At 36.5% G+C, this 21,737-nt stretch carries 21 protein-coding genes; 11 read left to right on the plus strand and 10 right to left on the minus strand.

What is annotated here, in order from left to right; translation table 11 throughout:
• Together B4D49_RS08440 and B4D49_RS08445 are read left to right on the plus strand one after the other, a co-directional pair.
• A partial coding sequence (locus B4D49_RS08440; protein ID WP_286784103.1) for a SpaA isopeptide-forming pilin-related protein occupies positions 1 to 475 on the plus strand: 475 nt, incomplete at its 5' end.
• 188 nt (positions 476 to 663) lie between these two features.
• Entirely contained in the window at positions 664 to 1,491 is an 828-nt protein-coding gene (locus tag B4D49_RS08445; RefSeq protein WP_286784104.1) for a class C sortase, read from the plus strand.
• Positions 1,492 to 1,786: 295 nt separating this feature from the next.
• On the opposite strand, the gene treR is transcribed toward B4D49_RS08445, so the two are convergent.
• Positions 1,787 to 2,500, minus strand: coding sequence for a trehalose operon repressor (gene treR, locus B4D49_RS08450; protein WP_286784105.1), 714 nt, complete (start codon positions 2,498 to 2,500; stop codon positions 1,787 to 1,789).
• Positions 2,501 to 2,695: 195 nt separating this feature from the next.
• On the opposite strand from treR, the gene treP reads away from it, so the two are divergent.
• Both treP and treC read left to right on the plus strand, forming a co-directional pair.
• Positions 2,696 to 4,723, plus strand: coding sequence for a PTS system trehalose-specific EIIBC component (treP, locus tag B4D49_RS08455; RefSeq protein ID WP_286784106.1), 2,028 nt, complete (start codon positions 2,696 to 2,698; stop codon positions 4,721 to 4,723).
• A gap of 11 nt (positions 4,724 to 4,734) precedes the next feature.
• Complete coding sequence (gene treC, locus B4D49_RS08460; protein ID WP_286784107.1) at positions 4,735 to 6,387, plus strand: alpha,alpha-phosphotrehalase; 1,653 nt, start codon at positions 4,735 to 4,737, stop codon at positions 6,385 to 6,387.
• On the opposite strand, the gene B4D49_RS08465 is transcribed toward treC, so the two are convergent.
• The 7 genes from B4D49_RS08465 to B4D49_RS08495 form a co-directional block, all read right to left on the minus strand.
• On the minus strand, positions 6,361 to 6,642 hold the full coding sequence (locus tag B4D49_RS08465) for a hypothetical protein (RefSeq protein WP_286784108.1): 282 nt from the start codon (positions 6,640 to 6,642) through the stop codon (positions 6,361 to 6,363). The two genes, treC and B4D49_RS08465, sit on opposite strands and share 27 nt — an antisense overlap.
• A gap of 142 nt (positions 6,643 to 6,784) precedes the next feature.
• Positions 6,785 to 7,321, minus strand: a complete 537-nt coding sequence (locus B4D49_RS08470) for a 2'-5' RNA ligase family protein (protein WP_286784109.1) — start codon at positions 7,319 to 7,321, stop codon at positions 6,785 to 6,787.
• Between the two features lie 229 nt (positions 7,322 to 7,550).
• Positions 7,551 to 8,816: a tyrosine-type recombinase/integrase gene (locus B4D49_RS08475; protein ID WP_286784110.1), complete on the minus strand. Its 1,266-nt coding sequence runs from the start codon at positions 8,814 to 8,816 to the stop codon at positions 7,551 to 7,553.
• Positions 8,817 to 8,909: 93 nt separating this feature from the next.
• Entirely contained in the window at positions 8,910 to 9,170 is a 261-nt protein-coding gene (locus B4D49_RS08480) for a MerR family transcriptional regulator (protein WP_199545019.1), read from the minus strand.
• Positions 9,171 to 9,239: 69 nt separating this feature from the next.
• The gene (locus B4D49_RS08485) at positions 9,240 to 10,274 is read right to left on the minus strand and encodes a replication initiation factor domain-containing protein (RefSeq protein WP_286784111.1); all 1,035 of its coding nucleotides are present in this window, start codon (positions 10,272 to 10,274) and stop codon (positions 9,240 to 9,242) included.
• A 2-nt stretch (positions 10,275 to 10,276) separates the two neighbouring features.
• Complete coding sequence (locus B4D49_RS08490; RefSeq protein ID WP_286784112.1) at positions 10,277 to 10,699, minus strand: hypothetical protein; 423 nt, start codon at positions 10,697 to 10,699, stop codon at positions 10,277 to 10,279.
• A gap of 269 nt (positions 10,700 to 10,968) precedes the next feature.
• Complete coding sequence (locus tag B4D49_RS08495) at positions 10,969 to 11,412, minus strand: hypothetical protein (protein ID WP_286784113.1); 444 nt, start codon at positions 11,410 to 11,412, stop codon at positions 10,969 to 10,971.
• Positions 11,413 to 11,595: 183 nt separating this feature from the next.
• On the opposite strand from B4D49_RS08495, the gene B4D49_RS08500 reads away from it, so the two are divergent.
• Together B4D49_RS08500 and B4D49_RS08505 are read left to right on the plus strand one after the other, a co-directional pair.
• Positions 11,596 to 12,516, plus strand: a complete 921-nt coding sequence (locus B4D49_RS08500) for a helix-turn-helix domain-containing protein (protein WP_286784114.1) — start codon at positions 11,596 to 11,598, stop codon at positions 12,514 to 12,516.
• A 5-nt stretch (positions 12,517 to 12,521) separates the two neighbouring features.
• Entirely contained in the window at positions 12,522 to 14,060 is a 1,539-nt protein-coding gene (locus B4D49_RS08505) for a glycosyltransferase family 39 protein (protein WP_286784115.1), read from the plus strand.
• A 486-nt stretch (positions 14,061 to 14,546) separates the two neighbouring features.
• On the opposite strand, the gene rpmG is transcribed toward B4D49_RS08505, so the two are convergent.
• Both rpmG and rpmF read right to left on the minus strand, forming a co-directional pair.
• Positions 14,547 to 14,696, minus strand: coding sequence for a 50S ribosomal protein L33 (gene rpmG / locus B4D49_RS08510; RefSeq protein WP_002262412.1), 150 nt, complete (start codon positions 14,694 to 14,696; stop codon positions 14,547 to 14,549).
• 16 nt (positions 14,697 to 14,712) lie between these two features.
• Positions 14,713 to 14,889: a 50S ribosomal protein L32 gene (gene rpmF / locus B4D49_RS08515; RefSeq protein ID WP_003066947.1), complete on the minus strand. Its 177-nt coding sequence runs from the start codon at positions 14,887 to 14,889 to the stop codon at positions 14,713 to 14,715.
• Positions 14,890 to 15,178: 289 nt separating this feature from the next.
• Here rpmF and hisS point away from each other — a divergent pair, with 289 nt between their 5' ends.
• The 5 genes from hisS (at position 15,179) to B4D49_RS08540 (ending at position 21,730) form a co-directional block, all read left to right on the plus strand.
• A complete protein-coding gene (gene hisS / locus B4D49_RS08520; RefSeq protein WP_286784116.1) occupies positions 15,179 to 16,456 on the plus strand; it encodes a histidine--tRNA ligase in 1,278 nt (425 codons plus the stop codon).
• A gap of 155 nt (positions 16,457 to 16,611) precedes the next feature.
• Positions 16,612 to 18,360 carry an aspartate--tRNA ligase gene (gene aspS, locus B4D49_RS08525; protein ID WP_132869629.1) on the plus strand — a complete coding sequence of 583 codons (1,749 nt, stop codon included), beginning with the start codon at positions 16,612 to 16,614 and terminating at the stop codon, positions 18,358 to 18,360.
• Positions 18,353 to 19,291 (plus strand): YitT family protein, encoded by a 939-nt coding sequence (locus tag B4D49_RS08530; protein WP_074482317.1) that lies wholly within the window; start codon positions 18,353 to 18,355, stop codon positions 19,289 to 19,291. Before aspS ends, B4D49_RS08530 begins: the two co-directional genes overlap by 8 nt.
• Positions 19,292 to 19,338: 47 nt before the next feature.
• Positions 19,339 to 20,205: a YitT family protein gene (locus B4D49_RS08535; protein WP_286784117.1), complete on the plus strand. Its 867-nt coding sequence runs from the start codon at positions 19,339 to 19,341 to the stop codon at positions 20,203 to 20,205.
• A gap of 103 nt (positions 20,206 to 20,308) precedes the next feature.
• Positions 20,309 to 21,730 carry a prolyl oligopeptidase family serine peptidase gene (locus B4D49_RS08540; RefSeq protein WP_286784118.1) on the plus strand — a complete coding sequence of 474 codons (1,422 nt, stop codon included), beginning with the start codon at positions 20,309 to 20,311 and terminating at the stop codon, positions 21,728 to 21,730.
• The last annotated feature ends 7 nt before the right edge of the window (positions 21,731 to 21,737 follow it).

The raw sequence follows: 21,737 nt of genomic DNA on the forward strand, positions 1-21,737 counted from the left end.
AGTTGTTGTAAATAAAGTTGACCAAAATGGTGAAGCTTTGGAAGGTGCTGAGTTCACACTTTCTAAAAAATTGGCAGATGGCTCACTTCAAGAAGTGGCAGTTGTAAAAAATACTGCTGGAACTACTTTCACATTCTCAGGTCTTGATGATGGAGATTACGTTCTTTCAGAAACAACTACACCAAATGGTTACAACACAATTGATGATGTTGAATTTACAGTAACTGCAGACCACGATGTAGAATCTGATAGCCCAGCATTGAACTCACTTTCAGGTGATGTGACAACTGGTAGCATTGAATTTACTTCAAGCACTACTGATGGTTCTTTAACAACTAATGTTGTCAACAAAAAAGGTTCAGTTCTTCCTTCAACTGGTGGTATGGGAACAACTATCCTTTACGTTGTAGGTACTATTCTTGTTCTTGCTGCTGGTATCTTGCTTGTTACTAAAAAACGCATGGATGCTAAATAAACACTAGGCAGACTGTTGTTATAGGCGTTAGGTTGCAAGGCGGAAAAATAAAGCGTTAATACTTTGTAATGAGTTTTAGACCGATTGGTCGGCTGTTAGAGCCTTGTTACCTAGCAGGGAGTGGATGAGGAGTGTCAACTTTTCTTTCGCTCCCTTTCCTATTGCAATGGTGAGGAGAGCCCTTTATTATGATAAAAAAGATTAAAGAGAATTATTTGACGATTAGCCTCGTCGGCATATTGTTAATCGGGCTGTCCTTGTTATTGTATCCGACAGTTAGCGATTATTGGAATTCATTTCACCAATCAGAAGCTGTGGCTGGCTATGTGCAAGATGTTGAGGATATGAGTGAGCAGAAGAAAGCAGAGATGTTGGCTGCTGCACAAGCTTATAATCAGACGTTGCAAACAGGGGTTATTCCTGATTTGAATTTGTCGAGTGCTGAGACTAAGACCTATGACCAGACGCTTGATGTGACTGGTACGGGGATTATGGCTTATGTTGAAATTCCTAAGTTGAATACGACTTTGCCGATTTACCATGGTACGGACGATAGTGTCTTGCAGGTGGCTATTGGGCATATCCCAGGGACATCACTTCCTGTGGGTGGTAAGGGAACGCACGCTGTGATTTCAGGTCACCGTGGCTTGCCGTCTGCAAAGTTGTTTACGGATATTGACCGCTTGGTTGAGGGCGATACTTTCATGATTCAAGTTCTAGATGAAACCTTGACTTATGAAGTAGATCAGATTTTGACGGTCTTGCCAGATGATGTCTCAGCGTTAGCAATCGACCCAAATCAAGACTATGTGACTTTGGTGACTTGTACGCCGTATGGAGTCAATACTCACCGTCTCTTGGTTCGTGGTCACCGTATCGCTAATCAGGAAAATGCTGCGCGTGTGACATCTGAAGCCAGTCAGGTGAAACCATTGATGGTTGCGCCATTCCTTGGAATATTTATTTTAATCGTGCTTTTATTGATAGTAAATGTTTACCGCAGATTACGACATTAATGCAAAAGCAGCTGGACACGAAATGTCCAGCTGCTTTTTTGGTTGAAGAAAAAGTCTTTTTGAGATGCTTGCTTTGGTTTCCATGCTTTTCAATTTCTAGGTTCAGACTATTGAACGGCGGTAGATATCATTTTTGTGCTTGCTTTGCTAGCAAGTATTTCTGAAATTAGCTAGCAATAATCATTGTTTTTTCCTTAGTTGGTGTGGGTGGTAGGGCTGACAGTTCGGCAGGAAATCCAAGGCATTTCAAAGTTTTCAAGATGTGGGAGAGACTGCGTTTTTCTAGTTGAAAAGGTTACTGTGGGTTTCGGGTTGCGAAGTCAACGAAGCGGAATTTTTCGAGTTTGTGTCTGCTTTCGGTGAATTGGAATTGGTGTTTGTTGGCGAGGTAAACTTTTGATTTGACAGAGACGACATGGTGCTCAGCACCGATGTCAAGGAGTAGTTTATCACGGTCGGTTATCTGGTCAATGGTGATTTCTTTTTGTGCGTAAGCGATGATGAGGTGGAGTTGGTTTTCAAGGTAATCGTAAATGGATTGTTCGGCGATTTCTCGTGTCATATCTGGCACGATTTTTTTATCTAGGTAATCAATATCAAGGACAGAAGCTGTGCCATCAACTACTCGTTGACGAATCACGCGCCAAACTAAACTATTCTTTTTAAAACCAGTCAGCGCAGCTAATTTTTCATCGACAATCAGTTTGTCAATTGAAATGACATTGGTTTTAGAATCAATGCCGTAATTATCGACGAGTTCTTTATAACTGGTCAATTGAGAAACTGGAAAATCAATGGTTTCATGTTTGATAACCTGTGAACCAGAGCCATGTATTTTTTGAATGAGGCCTGCTTCGGCTAACAATTTCAAGGCTTTTCGAATAGTATCGCGGCTCATTTGATAAGTTTGAGTGAGTTCGTTTTCAGTAGGGAGGAAATCTCCAGCCTGATAAACACCTGATGTAATATCTTGTTCAATTTTTTTAAAAACTTGTTCGTATTTTTTCATGATATTTTTTGAAAATCTCTGTAATTTTTAAAGTTGTTTTTAAAATACCATACAACTTGAGAAAATTCAAGAAAATTTAGGGGGATTTTATACAAACAACTTGCCTACAAAATAGAAACCGATTACAATGTTTGGTGTAAATAAAGCTAGCGACTATTTATAGATTAACGAAGGAGTCGGTTTAACCGAAGACATATGGGAAAATTTGAAAAAGATGCCCGTGAAATGCTTGAAGCTATTGGCGGGAAAGAAAACATTGCAGCAGTAACTCACTGTGCAACGCGGATGCGTTTTGTACTAAATGATGACAGTAAAGCAGATATTAAGCGTCTGGAAGCTATTCCTGCTGTTAAAGGAACATTTACAAATGCAGGACAGTTCCAAGCTATCATCGGAAACGATGTTCCTATCTTTTACAATGATTTCACAGCGATTTCTGGCATTGAAGGTGTATCAAAAGAAGCTGCTAAATCAGCTGCGCAGAAGAATCAGAATTGGCTTCAACGTGCTTTGTCAATGCTGGCTGAAATTTTTACTCCAATTATTCCAGCCATTATCGTTGGTGGTTTGATTTTAGGTTTTCGTAATATCCTTGAGGGTGTCCAGATGGAATGGCTCGGTCAAAAGGTTATTGATGGAGTTAAGCAGTATACTGATTCTGGTCAGCCAATTTACAATACAATCGTTGATGTTTCTCAATTTTGGTCTGGTGTGAACTCATTCTTGTGGTTGCCAGGTGAAGCGATTTTCCACTATTTACCAGTGGGAATCGTCTGGTCTGTGACACGTAAAATGGGAACTAGCCAGATTCTGGGGATTGTTCTGGGAATTTGTTTGGTTTCACCAAATCAATTACTAAATGCTTATAGCGTAGCAAGTACTTCAGCAGCTGACATTGCAGCTGACTGGACTTGGGATTTTGGTTATTTTGCTGTTCAAAAGATTGGTTACCAAGCTCAAGTTATTCCAGCGCTCTTAGCTGGTTTATCTCTGGCTTACTTAGAACGTTTCTGGCGTAAACACATTCCAGAAGTGATTTCAATGATTTTTGTACCATTTCTGTCATTGATTCCGGCTTTGATTCTAGCACACACAGTTCTTGGACCAATTGGGTGGACAATTGGTAAAGGAATCTCAGCAGTTGTTCTTGCTGGTTTGACAGGTCCAGTAAAATGGCTTTTCGGAGCAATCTTTGGTGCACTTTATGCCCCACTGGTTATCACAGGATTGCATCACATGACCAATGCGATTGATACACAATTGATCGCTGATGCTGGTGGTACTGGATTATGGCCGATGATTGCTTTGTCAAATATCGCTCAAGGTTCAGCCGTTTTAGCTTTCTACATTATGAATCGACATGATGAGCGTGAGGCACAAATTTCGTTGCCAGCGGCTATCTCAGCTTATCTAGGGGTTACAGAACCAGCTCTTTTTGGGATTAACTTGAAGTACGTTTATCCATTTGTAGCTGGAATGATTGGTTCAGGTCTTGCAGGTCTTTTCTGTACAAGCTTTAATATTACAGCTAATGCAATTGGTATTGGAGGGCTTCCAGGAATCCTTTCTATTCAAGCAAAATATATGGGCTTCTTTGCCATCAATATGTTGATTGCCATCGCTGTACCATTTGCCTTGACTTTTATGTTCCGCAAAATTGGTTTCTTAACAAAAGCAGAAGATGATGCTAAAAAAGGAGATCAGTCACAAGTACAAGCAGTAGTTGAAGCTAAGAAGGATGCTGAAGCACCTGCTGGTACGGTTGTCGCTATTCAAAGTCCCCTTCTTGGGCATGCTAAAAATTTGAGCCAAGCCCCTGACCCTGTTTTTGCACAAGGAGTTATGGGACAAGGACTTGTGATTGAACCAGTCGAAGGTGAGTTAGTGGCACCGGTTGATGGTGTTGTATCAGCAATTTTTCCAACAAAACATGCCATCGGTTTAATCTCACAAGAAGGCGTAGAATTATTGATGCATATTGGAATGGACACAGTAAATCTTGATGGTAAAGGCTTTACAGCTCATGTCAAGCAAGGTGATAAAGTGAGTGTTGGTGATGCCTTGATTAGCTTTGATATTGAGATGATTAAGGCTGCCGGATATTCGGTTGACACTCCTGTCATTGTAACCAATCAAAATGATTTCCAAACAGATATGACAAGACAATTACCGTGTGACATTAAACGTGGCGAAACTATTTTTACAGCTAGCAAATTGTCCTAAAGGAGTAAAAAGTGACATTTGATAAAAGAAAAGTTGTTTATCAGATTTATCCAAAATCTTATAAAGACACAACTGGAAACGGTATTGGTGATTTACGAGGTATTATTGAAAAATTACCCTATTTGGAAGAATTAGGTGTTGATGTCATCTGGCTCAACCCCTTCTACCCAAGTCCTCAACGTGATAACGGATATGATATTTCGGATTACACAGCTATCAACCCTTTATTTGGAAGTATGGCTGATTTTGAAGAATTGGTTCAAGCAGCTAAGGAGCATGGTATCGAGTTGATGCTTGATATGGTTTTAAATCACTGTTCAACCGAGCATGAGTGGTTCCAAAAAGCCTTAGCGGGCGATAAGTATTATCAAGATTTCTTTATTTTACGTGATCAGCCAACGAACTGGGTGTCAAAATTTGGCGGAAATGCTTGGGCGCCATTTGGAGATACGGGAAAATATTATTTACACCTTTTTGATATTAGTCAAGCTGATTTGAATTGGCGTAATCCACATGTTCGTAAAGAGTTATTCAAAGTAGTTAACTTCTGGCGTTCTAAGGGAGTTAAGGGATTTCGTTTTGATGTGATTAATTTAATCGGAAAAGACGAAGAACTCAAGGATAATGATGCCTTTGATGGCAAACCCGAATACACAGATCGTCCGATTGCTCATGACTATCTTAAAGAGTTAAATCAAGCAACATATGGTCAAGATGAAGATGGCATGACAGTTGGTGAGATGAGTTTCACAGACATTCCAAATTGCATTCAGTACAGCCATCCAGACAGTCATGAATTGGATATGGTTTTCAATTTTCATCATCTTAAAGTTGATTATGAAAACGGCCAAAAATGGACCCTAAAACCCTTTGATTTTGAGGAATTAAAACACCTCTTTCATACTTGGGGTCAAGAGATGAGTGAGGAAAATGGCTGGTCAGCTCTCTTTTGGAACAATCACGACCAACCACGCGCCCTTAACCGTTTTGTGGATATCGAGCACTTCCGTAAGGAAGGAGCAACCATGCTTGCAGCAGCCATTCATTTATCGCGTGGCACACCATACATCTACATGGGTGAGGAAATTGGCATGCTTGACCCTGATTATGACACGATGTCTGATTATGTTGATGTTGAATCTTTGAATGCCTATCAAGAACTGCTAACATCAGGTAAGACAGAAGCGGAAGCCTTTGCCATTATTCAAGCAAAATCACGTGATAACAGTCGAATCCCAATGCAATGGAATGGCTCAGAAAATGCCGGCTTTTCAAAGGGGACACCATGGTTAAAAGTCGGTAAAACTTACCATGAGATTAATGTTGAAAATGAAAAAAGCGGACCAATCTTCACTTTCTATCAACAATTGATTAGACTGCGAAAAGCCATGCCAATCATTGCTGAAGGAAGTTATCAGTCAGCTTATCAAGATCATCCTAATGTTTATGCTTTTGAACGTCATTTGGGTGATGAGAGATTATTAGTTTTAAATAACTTTTTTGCTAAAGAGGTTGATATTGATTTGCCAGAATCTTACCAATCTGGGAAAATTCTGCTTAGTAATTACCCAGAAATGGCACTCTCAGAAAAAATCACTTTAAAACCTTATCAAACTCTAGCGATTTATCAAGAAAAATCAGGTAGCAAAGATAATTGCCAGTAAACTAGCGATAATGATGATAATAGCAAGAGCGATAATAAATTTGCCTGCTACACTTTTAGGATTGATGGATGCACCAAGTGTCCTCAAGCGCGTGATGTCATCTGTGTTGGAAAATTGCTCACGTTCATACCGATACCCAGCAATAATCATACCAAGAATAGTAAGGCAAATACCACATAAGATGATTTTTAGCCCAAAAGGTGATAGAACTTTCCTGAGTACCGCAACAATCAGAAAGAGAAAAATAAATAACACTAAAAAAATGAGAACAGGTCCTCTTTTATTCTGATTTGTTTTCATAAAACCTCCCCAAATAAACTTTTTCCTCATTGTAGCACTTTTTAGTTTAGACAGTAAAAATTATCTCCCTCAAGCTCTTACTTGGGGGAGATTGTTTTTATGAGAATGTTTTTTGGAAAATATCTTGAACTTGATTGTCAGGTGTAATAGAAATCAGTTTTATTCCCATTATCTTTCCTTCAGAAAGTGATAAGTGCTTCAGACAATAATGATAAGTCTTAGCCATCTTATCTTCAGCAATTCGGTTAGCAATTGTAAGATGTGGAACCCAGTTATTGGGTGAGTAAAGTGAGTCCTTGCTGAGATAATCACTTAATTGCTGATGGATATCAAAATGAAGTTTACTCATCTGCGGAGTTTTTATAGGGCTAAGAAAAATGATATTGGCATTGATAAAAGAACCGATAGATGTAAATGAAATATCAATTGGACTATTAGGAAGTGTTAAATCTTCCAGGCTTTTTATAATATCATCTTTGGGTGTACCTTCATCAAATGATGCTAAGGTAATGTGTGGTTCTCTATCTGTAACTTCATAAGCATACTGAGAAAGCTGGGCATCACTTAGCTCTTTCCAAAACTCTTTAATAGTCGCTTGTAGGTTATCATCCAACGTTATAATAAGTGCAAACATATCTCCACATCCCTTTAAATATTTTAGGTAATATTATATCATCTTTTGAAGGACAATAAAAAACCACTTTAGCAAAATGCTAAAGTGGTTTCTGTATTCAATTATTTTACTTCAGTAAAGATAAAGCAATCTATTTTTAACCTTAACATAAATATTGATGTATCAATATTTATAGAGATATTTACCTTTCTGATAAAGGAAAGGTAGAGAAAAAGGTAGAGATTATATATCAACTTGTTAACTCTGCTATTTTATTTAAATATAAATCAACAGCTTCATATTTTTTATGAGGGGCGAGTTCTGCATATAAGTCCATGGTTGTCGAAATTGATTTATGTCCCATTCTTTCTTGTAGCTCTTTCCAATTCGCCCCTGCATTGAGCATAAGCGAAGCATGAGTGTGACGAAATAAGTGAAAGCCATAATCTGGTAAACCTAGTTCAGTTAGGCGTTTTTTTAATGTGGCTCGTTCATTTCTATCACACATATAATTTCCATAGATTGTGGGAAAAATCAAATCTGATTTTGGAAGCCCATGTTGCTCAAAATAAGTATTCATTTCATCATGAAATTCTTTTAGGTGCGTTAAAGTTGGAAGTGGCACAGGAGTTCTACGATAACCAGAATCTGTTTTTGGAGTCATTTTACAAATAACTTTTCCCTTTATTCCTAATTTTTTATTAGCATTTTTCCATATTAATGTTTTAGAGACGATAATTTCATTTGTACTAAAGTCTAAATCCTGTATATCAAGAGCTAGAAGTTCATTAATACGTAGAGCAGAAGCTAATAATGTATCGCAAATAATTATAAAACGTCGATTAGCTCTCGTATTAGGTAAGGTTTTAAGATAGTTTATCCATTTAGTTAGTTCTTTATCATGTAGAACCATGATACGTTTTTTATTCGCCTTAGGCTTTGGTGGAATAGTGATGGTTTTTGCTGGATTTGTAGTTAATCCAAAATGTGTTATTCCAAAATCAAAAATATCACTTAGTTTATGGATAATTGCACCATATTCTTTGGAGCTTCCTTTTGGTGCGCGCTTGTTTCCTTTAGCGATAGATTGCTGTGACTTTATAGCAAGTTCATTTACCCACAATTGAATATCAGTAGCTTCAATTTTATCAGGTTTATAGTCGCCAAATTGTGGATTGATATAAGTATCAATATAACCTTTTACACGGTTAACTGTATTTTGAGATGATACCCAAGTTTGAAAGTTACTAAACCAAATATCAACTAGGTCACTAAAACGATTAATTACTACGACTTTTTGCTTAGTATTAGCATTTTTTTCAAAATTAAGTTTAGCTTGGAGTAACTTTCTATCAAGTGCTTTTAAAGTCTTGGCAGTAATAGTAGTTGTAACTTGCTTTCCAGTTTTATTATCTATTCCTAAATAAGCACCTTTAAGTGAGTAGGAAATGTCACCATTATTTTTTATCTTTTTAATAATTTTTTTGTTGTGATGTTCAATTATTTCAGTTTTCATAATAGCCCTTTCGTATCGGATAATCACGAATGAGGCTAAAAAATAGACTTTCTCCCTTTCCTTTTAGGATAAGTCTATTTTAGCATATTTTAATTAATGAGTTAAGAATTGTAAAACACTACTTAATTGATAGTAAACTGTCCGAGTTCCTTCAATGGGAGGTTCTAAACGTTGTAAGCCTTTATTCTCCCATGTTTTAAGAGTGTTAGGCGAAATATGCAATTGTTTTAATAGCTCTTTTTGAGTGATAATGTCTAATTTTGGAGAGTTGCTATTATATTGTGTTGTAACTTCTAGAAGTACATTTAATAGTTCTTCAATTTTCTGTAATTTTACTAGTTCTAATCCACTCAACTGTGATTATCCTTTCTCTTTTTATAGTTTCATGTTATAATATTAGTAGTTATTTTTATGTAAGGCGATTTACTTTTCGGGTAAGTCGTCTTTTTTAATCCCCCAATTATCAGAATTATGCTGTTCACGGATATACTGTTCAATCTCCTTTTCGTCCAGTTCTGATAATTTCTCCATGCCCATTTTTAATAAGTTTTGGATAAACGTTTCAGCTTTCTCTTGGCTATAAGCTTCATATTTGGCGATATAAAGTTTAGCTAATGTTTTTGAGACTTGCTTTTCTGTCCAAACCTCTGACTGTTTTAAGGTCGGTTTATCCCTTTTGATACTCAAAATAGTTTTTTTCTCTGTTTGAACATACTCTTGCCACCACTTAACATTTTTTCTTCGGCGCTTATTCTTATCTTTAGCATTAGGGGTCACAAAGCGATAATGTCCATTAATAGCCTCAAAGTAAATGGCAACTAAGGGCTTTCTTGACTGAATTTGAGTTGCTATAATATTAGCTTTTTCTTGCCAACATCTTAGTTCAGCTCTAATCCATGTTTCTTTATCTGTGATAATTTTCCCTTTACCAATTTGTTCCATAAGTTTATTGTAAACACACCATTGTTGATTTCCGCGAGCCCCAATAACAACAGTTTCACCGACACGTTCTCCCGTCTCTAATTCACCTTTTTCATAATAATCATAATGTCGTGCTCTAGTTACACATAATTTTCGACGACAATAATCATAAATGGTAGGAATAGATAAGCTATCATCATAAATATCATTAGCAATATCAATTCTGGTGAAATTTACTTGATACTGGTATAACCGATTGACTAAGGTAACCCAATTATTTTCATTGCCATTGAGGAATTCTTCATATTGTCGGCAGCCTTGACCTTTTAGCTCTACATAAACCCCCATATTGCTTAGCTTTTGGTTAAAATAAACCTTAATTTCAGAGCAGGCGTAGTGAAATTGATATTTATTATGCCCCCAAGGAAGAAGAGCAAAGTTCTCAAGGGGCATTAATAAAATATCTTCTAATACTTTCTCCGGTGAAGTTTCTTTAACCGTGACAGCGAAGTAATCAATTTTTACGCTATTTTGCATGCCTATTCTCCAAGAACTTTAAGGTCATCTGTGACTAATTTCACTCCAGACCAATTATTTCTTGACATATTCCACATAAGACGAACTTGAGGATTTACCAGCTCAATGGTCTTATCAAGCAAACCGTCGTTTTCTACTAATTTCGTAATTTTGTCAAGGTTGCCATGAATTTCAAGTGTTATTGCTTTGAGTTCTTCAATGGCAATGTTCATTTCTTTTAGAACTTTTACTTTATCAGCATCTTGAACGGTACAAACTAGTTTGGTTGGTTCGTCTGTTCGAACTTGTTCGCCATTTACTTCTTGATACTTATAACTCATACGAGCAGAAAGTATCACTACTTTTTTAGGAAGCATGAATTGACTTTTATCAAGGTTCAATTCGCCAAGTTTAAGTGCTGTGTCAGTTAATGTTAAGTTTGTCATAGTATTCTCCTTTATATTTTTAAAATTTTAAACGTACACAGAAATCGTTCTGAGCCTTACTCTTTCAAGAGTTTTCACTAATCAACAGAACCTATTATCCGTAACCTAAGATGTAGCAAGGATTCAACCTACTTTTCATGTACGTTCGTACCCCCTATTAGTAATTGGGGTACTAATTTAGGGGAGGTTCGCCCGTCCAAGCACGACACGCCATTATGGGCTACCGTATTTCCACACACTCGCCCATGGCGTTGTGCTTCTAGCCGTGCTCACTTCCCAAACAACTTTTTCTTCCTTGATTTCTCCAAATCTTCAATCTGTTCACTTAACTGTTCCATACGAATAGCTAATGCTTGTTCCTGTTGTGTTAAGTCGGTTACTCTTTGACTTAATTTCTTTAGTTGAAACGTTAAGCGATTAATTTTTTGGTTAATGGATAAAGGGGAAGCTCTGCTCGGGGCATAAGCTTTTAGAATTGCCTTGTCAAGTCCAAGACTTCCTTTGGTATCTGCAATTTGTTGGAGTTTTTCAATATCATCAGCGGTAAAGAGAAAGACTTTGCTATAAGAACGTTTTCCTGTTCGTATCCTATCTTCTTGAAAGGTATGTCCTGTTAACTGTTCAATCTTTAAACGCCATTTTTTCAGTGTAGATACTGAATTCAAACCAGAGACCCGTTCAATCGTTTGGGCATAATTATAAGAATTTGCCATTTTTCTCCTTTCTCAGTCTTTAATATACGATATTATATACGTTTGATATAAAATTTTTTTGAGTTCTTAACTCGTTATTATCATATACTATTTCATATACGATGTCAAGCATTTCCCTCAAAAAAAATATACGAAATTATAACCTTTTGTGATATAATTAAGAAAAAAGTCAAGGAGAAAATGATGTTTGAGGTATTGAAGCCTGATAAAAAAGCAGTAGGTATGCGGTTAAGGCAGGTTAAAGATGACCTAGGACTCTCTTTTTCGGAATTTGGTCGACGACTAGGTTTAAAGAAACCCACTATCAATGCCTACGTTAGGGGAGATAACTTAGCCCCTTTAGAAGTTTTGGAAAAAGTCTCTAGACTGTATGGAAAGCCAGTTGATTGGTTTTATTATGGCGAGCTTACTGATTATATTGCTAGTTATATTGAGAAAATCGGATATGGTATCTTTTTAAAAGAGCACCCCAATCTTCCTCAACAAATCGAAGAAGAGCTTTTTAGATTGAAAAATAATCCTAAACGAGTTATTAAAGAACAAGGTGGCTTAATCAGAGAGAGCATAGAGATTAGTTGGAAAAGTGAAACAGGTTATCCAGATGAAGGTTACCTTGAGAATGTGTTTTTTGATTTTTTTGAAAAGCTTAGTAGACAGGATATAAAACAGAGGGCAGAAGATTATTTAGCTACTCATACCAACTTTTCAGAAGCACAGCTAATGGAAGCCGTAAATTATGTAACCAATGCTATCTATACAACATATCAATTAGTGAGAGATTTAAAGGACTTGACTAGTGAAACTATCGCTAGTGAGGTTCAGAATATTAGCGAGGAGCTTATCAAAAGAGATGTTCCAGCTGGTAGCAGCCCAGTTCATTATGATGACAGCTTTCTTTTGGGAAAGTTAATTAATATCTTGGAGGATAGTCAGGAAACACGGCAACTATTATCTAATCTGTCACTTGAATTAACCAACATGCCTTTTTCACAATTTCATTATGGCTATGAATTAGTTGATGCTATGCAGTCTTTACGCCCAAAGTTGATTGAATTATATAATCAAACAAATTATGATGATTGGATTAACTGGGCTGAAAAGTGATATATTTGAAAGGAATTTTGAAGGAGGGAGAGAGAATTATAAATAGACTACGTGATTTATTTTTTTATAGCATTACAAGAATTAATTATGTCATTTTTATATTTGCTATTTTAATTTCAATTGGATTTTTTGGGTGGTTTTCATTAATTGGGCTATCAATTTCAGGAGTGATATTTTTCTTTTTTAGGAAAAAAATATTATCTTGGTTAGAATGGACTTATATAAAGATTATTCATAAAAAAAAAGCTATTGTATTATTAGCTATCATTTTCCAATTAGTTGTTTTAATATCAGCTAAACTTCTAATACGACGTGATGCAGCAGTAGTATTTACAGGTGCTTTTCACTATATTTCAGAAAGTTCAATTGCTGAGTACCTAACTAGGAATCCAAATAATCTTTCTCTCTTTTTATATGAAAGACTATTTTTTAATATATTTGGTGCTAATGGGCTTTGGATTATGATGTTTTTGAATATGATTTACATTAACACTTCTGCTTGTATTAGTTATCATTTTACTAAAAAATATTTTAATCAAGAAGTAGCTAACCTCTGTTTTTTATTTTACATGGTGTTGATTATGTTTTCTCCTCTCTTTTTAACTATGTATACAGATGTTTTATCTTTACCACTCCTATCAATTCAAGTTGGTTTAGCTCTCTCCTTACTTAAGGTTGATAATTTTTATGAAGTGATTAGAAAAATGAGTTTTTTAGGAATAATAACAGGAATAGCTTATTTTTTTCGCCCGACTAGCTTAATCTTAATAATTGCATTTATGATATGTCTATTTTTTCATAAAAGATTTAAAAAAATGTTTTTATCAATTTTAGTTTTCATACTCTCCTTTGGAGTGATTTTTTCAGGTGGGAATTTTATTAAAAAGAATCAAACAGAAGTTCAACTGGTAGAAGGTGAAGGGTTAGCAAAAACAGCTTTAGTATTTGTTGATTTAGGTTTAACTTTTACAGGGACGGACCAGGAGGATATGAAAGATGGATTGCTTCAATATATTGATGAAAGTGAGCATGATAACTATAACAATGGCATGTTTGCCACTGAAAATGTCATTAAAGATATTAAGAGACGTATAGCTAATTATAACATCTTTACATTTAGTGCGCATATTTTAGTAAAACTTGGAGCAACGGTTATGGACGGTAGCTTGGGGTGGACATATTTTGAGGATCTTCAAAAGGAAAAAACGCCCTATATTTCCCCGCTATACGATAAAATAAAAGATAATAAATTTCTAACAATAGTTCGTCACACAGTCATTACAAAAGATACACCAAATTATCAAATAATATTTACTATTGAGCAACTTACATGGCTTGTATTATTATGTGGTCTAGTCTTAAGTATAAAAAAAACAGATAAGAAAGAAATTGAAATAAATTTTTTACATTTAACGATTTTTGGAGGCTTGCTCTTCTTAATGATTTTTGAAGGAGGGAAAACACGTTATCTTATTCAATTCTTACCACAGATAATTTTATTAGCAAGCTTAGGGTGGCATAGTAAAAGTATTGGTATAAAATAAAAAGAGTAAAAGTGAGCTGCCCCAAAAGTTAGACATAAAATCTAACGATTGGGGTGTTTTTTTATGAAACTAAGTTAAGAAAATAAACTAAAGATATTGTATGCGTTTTTATTCAATTATAGTATAAAGAAATTGGAAGGCAAGGAGATATGAACCTTAGAGTCAAATTTATAAAGTCACATAAAATGATATTATTTTATCAGTTCCTAATTAGCTTGCTAATATTTACTGGTATATTTTTTATGTTATATTTTCTAGAGCGAGTTAGGGAAAGTAGTAGTTTCTTATCGGAAGTTATAAAGCTTTTGAAGTGAAAAAAACCACCCATAATTAAGGGGTGGCTAATTATCCGATTCAATTTTCTTCCTAAAAGGTAGAGAAAAAGGTAGAGATTCAATTGATTTTTAATGCAATATACTGAAATTCAAAAAATTAATAATCACATAAAATCAAGGTTTTAAACGTCAACTGACGTGTATTGAATGTCTATTTTACTTCAGTAAAGATTACGTGTTTACGCAATTTTGGTGAGTATTTTTTCAATTGAAGACGGTCTGGAGTGTTACGTTTGTTTTTTGAAGTAAGGTACAAGCGTTCACCAGATTCTTTGTGTTCAAGTGTAATATTTACGCGCATGGTATCTCCCTTCTAATTATTTAGCTGCTTTAGCGATTTTACGTCCTTTGTAGTATCCTTTAAGTGATACACGGTGAGAACGTGAGTAATCTCCAGTAGTTTCGTCAAATTTAACTGATGGAGCAGTCAATTTGTAGTGTGTACGACGTTTGTTTTTCTTCGCTTTTGAAGTGTGACGTGCAGGTACTGCCATGTTTTATTTCCTCCGATAATATTTTTAATTTGTTCTTGATTTTGAATCAACTTTAATATAATAACATATCTTTTTTGTAAAGTAAAGTTACTTGACAAAAAAATTGAAAAAGTTGTTAATTTAACGTTTTCAGGTTAAAAGAGAGTGAAATAAAATGCGAAAAATGGATGGTCTCTCCTTCTTTACCTGCCCTTTTTATGATAAAATAAAGAGTGATTGAATAGCTACTATAGTAGAAAGGAATTAATGGGCTGAATTTGTAAAAATTTGGTGCCGGTATATTTTATTTATGAAATTACAAAAACCTAAAGGAACACAGGATATTTTACCTAGCGAAAGTGCTAAGTGGCAATACGTTGAAGCTGTTGCGCGTGAAACTTTCAAAAAATACAACTACAGCGAAATTCGTACACCAATGTTTGAACATTACGAAGTTATCAGTCGTTCTGTTGGTGACACAACTGATATCGTGACAAAAGAAATGTATGATTTCCACGATAAAGGTGACCGCCATATCACTTTGCGTCCAGAAGGTACAGCTCCTGTTGTGCGTTCTTTTGTGGAAAATAAATTATTTGCACCAGAAGTTCAAAAACCAGTTAAAATGTACTACATTGGCTCAATGTTCCGTTACGAACGTCCTCAAGCTGGTCGTTTACGTGAATTCCACCAAGTCGGTGTTGAGTGCTTTGGTTCAGCAAATCCTGCTACAGACGTTGAAACAATTGCGATGGCTTACCAATTGTTCCAAACATTGGGCATTAAAGATGTGACTCTTCACTTGAATACATTGGGAAGTGCAGCTAGCCGTGCAGCATACCGTCAAGCTTTGATTGACTACCTTACTCCAATGCGTGAGCAATTGTCAAAAGATAGCCAACGTCGCTTGGATGAAAACCCACTTCGTGTTCTTGACTCAAAAGAAAAAGAAGATAGAGTAGCTGTTGAAAATGCACCATCAATTCTTGATTATCTTGATGAAGAAAGCCAAGCTCATTTTGATGCTGTGCGTAGCATGCTTGATACCCTCAACATTCCATATGTGATTGATACTAATATGGTTCGTGGACTTGATTATTACAACCACACAATCTTTGAATTCATCACAACTGTTGATAAATCAGATTTGACAATCTGTGCTGGTGGACGTTATGACAGCCTCGTTGAATACTTTGATGGACCAGAAACACCAGGATTTGGTTTTGGACTTGGTCTTGAACGCTTGCTTCTTATCTTGGAAAAACAAGGTATTGAATTGCCAGTTGAAAAAGAAATGGATGTTTACATCGCTGTTTTGGGACAAGGTGCAAATATCAAAGCTTTGGAATTGGTGCAAGCAATTCGTAACCAAGGTTTCTCAGTTGAACGTGATTACCTTGGACGTAAAATCAAAGCACAATTCAAATCTGCAGATGCTTTCAATGCTAAAACAATCATTACTTTAGGTGAAAGTGAAATTGAAGCAGGTCAAGTAGCTGTTAAGAACAATAAAACACGTGAAGAAGTGACTGTAAGCTTTGATGACATTACAAACAACTTCGCTGATATTTTAGCTAAATTAAGCTAATAAAGTTATCTCGATAAAAATCATAAGCTCTTTATTAATGAAAAGGCTTAATGAGAAAAGAATTTGAAAAACTCCCCCCACATGGGTGGGGTTTTTCTTTGCTTTTTGCTATAATAGATGGGAATGAATAAATTTTAAACGGAGAATCATATCAAATGAAACGTACAATGTATGCTGGTCGTGTTCGCAGCGAACACATTGGTCAAGAAATTACCTTAAAAGGTTGGGTCGGACGTCGTCGTGACCTAGGTGGACTTATCTTCATCGATCTTCGTGACCGTGAAGGTATCATGCAATTAGTCATCAATCCAGAAAAAGTTTCAAGCGATGTTATGGCAACAGCTGAAAAACTTCGTAACGAATTCGTTATCGAAGTAACTGGTGAAGTTGCACAACGTGAACAAGCCAACAAAAACTTGCCAACTGGTGAAGTTGAGTTGAAAGTATCAGCTTTAACAATTTTGAATACAGCTAAAACAACACCATTTGAAATTAAAGATGATGTTGAAGTCAGTGATGATAACCGTCTTCGTTACCGTTACTTGGATCTTCGTCGTCCAAAAATGCTTAATAACTTCAAATTACGTGCAAAAGTTACTCACTCAATCCGTAACTACTTGGACGGACTTGAATTCATCGACGTTGAAACACCAATGTTGACAAAATCAACTCCAGAAGGTGCGCGTGACTACTTGGTGCCAAGCCGTGTCAGCCAAGGACATTTCTATGCTTTGCCACAAAGCCCACAAATCACAAAACAATTGTTGATGAATGCTGGATTTGACCGCTACTACCAAATCGTTAAATGTTTCCGTGATGAAGACTTACGTGGTGACCGTCAACCTGAGTTTACACAGGTCGATATGGAAACTTCATTCTTGTCAGATAAAGATATCCAAGATATCACTGAAGGAATGATTGCTAAAGTCATGAAAGATACTAAAGGAATCGACGTTACATTGCCATTCCCACGTATGTCTTATGATGATGCAATGAACAACTACGGTTCAGATAAACCTGATACTCGTTTCGAAATGCTTTTACAAGACTTGACAGAAGTTGTCAAGGATGTTGACTTCAAAGTCTTCTCACAAGCTCCAGTCGTAAAAGCTATCGTTGTTAAAGGTAACGCAGACAAATACTCACGTAAAAACATTGATAAATTAACTGAATTCGCAAAACAATTCGGTGCAAAAGGTCTTGCATGGCTTAAATTTACTGATGGTGCCATCAATGGACCAGTTGCTAAATTCTTGACAGATATTGAAGGCAAGTTGACAGAACGTTTACAACTTGAAGAAAATGATTTGGTACTTTTCGTAGCAGATACACTTGAAGTTGCTAATAACACACTTGGTGCACTTCGTACTCGTATCGCTAAAGAACTTGATATGGTTGATAATTCTAAATTCAACTTCCTTTGGGTTGTTGATTGGCCAATGTTTGAATGGTCTGAAGAAGAAGGACGCTACATGTCTGCTCACCACCCATTCACATTGCCAACTGAAGAATCAGCTCACGAATTAGAAGGTGACCTTGCTAAAGTACGTGCTGTCGCTTATGATATCGTTCTTAATGGTTATGAACTTGGTGGTGGTAGTCTTCGTATCAACCAAAAAGAATTGCAAGAACGTATGTTTAAAGCTCTTGGTTTCACAGCTGAAGAAGCAAATGACCAATTTGGTTTCTTGCTAGAAGCTATGAACTATGGATTCCCACCACACGGTGGACTTGCTATCGGTCTTGACCGTTTCGTAATGCTTCTTGCTGGTGAAGATAACATTCGTGAAGTTATCGCATTCCCTAAAAATAACAAAGCATCAGATCCAATGACACAAGCACCAAGTCTTGTATCAGACAAACAATTAGAAGAATTGGCTTTAGCAACTAAAACTAATGATTAAAAAAGCATCCCTCAAAAAGAAAACAAAATATATTGTTAGCCGCTGGGCTAAGAAATATGGTCTTTTAAAAACGATGCAAAGCATTTCAAGAGAGAAGTACGCGGAAAAAATTTCCGCTTCTCTTTTTTATGGTTTGCTTTCTGCTATCGCTGTTAATTTCTTTTTCCAACCAGGTCACGTTTATTCAAGCGGAGCAACTGGTTTGGCACAGGTCTTATCAGCTATTAGCGAACGTTTGATTGGATTTAGACTACCGATTTCTTTGGTTTTTTATGCCATTAACTTACCGCTTTTAATCCTAGCTTGGTACAAAATTGGGCATAAGTTCACAGTTTTTACCCTCATTACAGTTTCGATGAGCTCTTTCTTCATCCAAATTGTTCCTGAGATTACCTTAACGACGGACCCTTTGGTTAACGCCATTTTTGGTGGTCTGGTTATGGGGACTGGAGTAGGATTTAGTTTAAAATCACGTATTTCAAGTGGTGGTACAGATATTGTTAGCCTGACCATCCGTAAAAAAACGGGACGTGATGTTGGAAGCATTTCTCTCACGGTAAATGGTATTATTATGGTATTTGCCGGAATTTTGTTCGGTTGGCAGTACGCCCTTTACTCAATGGTGACGATTTTTGTCTCTAGCCGAGTAACAAATGCTATTTTCACCAAACAAAAGAAAATGCAAGCAATGATTGTGACAAGTTGTCCTGAGAAAGTTATCGCTATGATTCATACCAAACTTCATCGTGGTGTGACACAGATAAACGATGCGGAGGGAACTTATAATCACGAAAAGAAAGCAGTTCTATTAGCTATTATTACTCGAGAAGAGTACAATGATTTCAGATATTTAATGAGGAAAACAGATCCAAAGGCTTTTGTTTCAGTTGCCGAAAATGTTCATATTATTGGACGTTTTGTCGACGATTAGTCTTTTGATGTCAGCTTTCTTATAATCAATTTAGGAGGGGTGTCACTATGGCTCAAAAACTTAGACAAATTCGAAGTTTACTATTGATTGCTCTAGGTGTAGCGATTTATACGTTTGGCTTTGTTAAATTTAATATGGCAAACGCTCTTGCTGAAGGTGGTGTTGCTGGGGTAACTTTGATTATTCATGCTCTTTATGGCATCAACCCGGCTTACACTTCCCTCATTTTAAACATTCCCCTATTTATCTTAGGGGCACGTATTTTGGGTAAAAAATCGCTGGCTCTGACTATTTATGGAACAGTTCTATTGTCATTCTTTATTTGGTTCTGGCAACAGATACCAGTGAAGATTGTTCTCCAAAATGATATGATGTTGGTTGCGGTTGTTGCTGGTTTATTTGCTGGTGCTGGTAGTGGACTTGTTTTCCGTTATGGGGCAACGACAGGTGGTACAGATATCATTGGTCGAGTGATTGAAGAAAGATTTGGCTTTAAATTGGGTCAAACCCTTCTCTTTGTCGATGCGCTTGTTCTTTTAGCTTCTCTTGTGTACATTGACTTGCAACACATGCTTTATACTTTGGTAGCAAGTTTTGTTTATAGTCAAGTGTTAACAATCGTGCAAAATGGTGGGTACACTGTACGTGGTATGATTATCATTACGCAAAAATCAGAGGAAGCAGCAGCGGCAATTCTTAATGAAATTAATCGTGGTGTGACTTACCTAAATGGACAAGGTGCTTACTCAGGAAATGAAAAGAATATCTTATATGTTGTTTTGAATCCGAGTGAAGTTCGTGATGTCAAAGCAATTATGGCTGGTTTAGATCCTGATGCTTTTATCTCTATTATTGATGTAGATGAAGTAGTGTCATCCGATTTTAAAATTAGACGAAAAAATTATGATAAATGATAAAAAGACGTGGTGTATTGCACCCGTTTTTTTTAATTGACATCAGAAACAAAAATTCATAAACTATAGGAAAACGATTTCAAAGTTTAGGAAGTGATTTGATATGGCAAAAAGAATAGATGTGGCAATTGCTAAAGTTTCAATGATTATTAAAGGTTATGAATGTGGGCCAGGTGTTCCAAAACTTTTGGTACAGTTAACGCATAAAGTGTCAGGAGTTGTTGCTGATAAGCTCCTAGTCAGGACTGCAGGTAAAGAACGTCAGATTAGTAGAGTGTACTTGTCAGATGATAAGGGACAAGAAGTCAGCAGTGCCAGTGAGTATCTAGTTATCCAAATGCCAGTGACTTTTGATAGTCAAAAAAATGCTGCTGTAGCTTGTCCATTTTATTACAATCTAGAAACCTTGCACAACACTTGGGTGGAAGATTATCCAGTTACTCTAAATGCTTTAGGTGTGATGGTTGATGGCGACTTAGTCGAATTATCTGGTAGTTATGATATTATCAACAATCGCCTCTCACCCGATACGGAAGTTTTCAATAAGCGTGGTTTTTATTCTGGTACTTACCTTAATCCCTTAACAAAGCAAAAAGAAAAACTCACCCTTCAATATGTATCGTATGAGCCCAAAGCCCAAAAGGCAGAAGAAGGCTTTCCTTTGTTAATTTGGCTTCACGGTCAAGGAGAAGGAGGAACAGATACTGATATTACCTTGTTAGGAAATGAGGTGGTAGCTCTAGCTAAGCCCGCTATTCAATCCCGTTTTACAGCTGGTAAGCAAACAGGCGCTTATGTTTTAGCTATTCAGACTCCAACTTATTGGATGGATGAAGGTGATGGGACAAATGGTGCTGGCGCTGGTGATTCATGCTATACTGAGGTTTTGATGGATACGATTAAGACTTATGTTGCGAATACTCCCGCTATTGATAAGAAACGAATTTATCTAGCAGGTTGTTCAAATGGTGGTTACATGACCTTGAATTTGGCGATTCGTAACCCTGGGTACTTTGCTGCCCTTGTTCCACAAGCTGCCGCTTATTCTTATTATCAATATGAGCGTAATAGCGATGGCACCTACGTAATAGCTTTTAGTGATACACCTGCATTTGTTAAGACAGATAAGGTTTATTTTGATAAGGATAAGATTGCTGCTCTCAAGGATACTCCAATTTGGTTCATTCACGCAGCAAATGACACAATTGTTAATCCAAAGGATTACGCACTACCTATTTATAAGGCTTTGCTTGATAGCGGAGCTGAGAACAAGTGGTTTTCTTACTTTGAAAGTGTCGAGGGAACAGACATGCAAGGTGTCTCTTACATTGGGCATTTGTCTTGGATTTATTTCTTTAAAGACCAAGTGTCAGGGGTGCAGGATGTCTCTGCTATCAAAAGTGCGAAAGACTTATCAGGCTTTTCTCCAAGTAATAAAGGAAAAGGCGGCACAAGCACAACTAAAGTCTCAGGGAAAACCTACCACAATATCTTTGATTGGTTAAATGACCAGAAGAAAGCATAAAAAAAAG

Source organism: Streptococcus sp. UBA4344, assembly GCF_002393675.1.
In the GTDB taxonomy this organism is placed as follows: Bacteria; Bacillota; Bacilli; order Lactobacillales; family Streptococcaceae; genus Streptococcus; species Streptococcus vicugnae.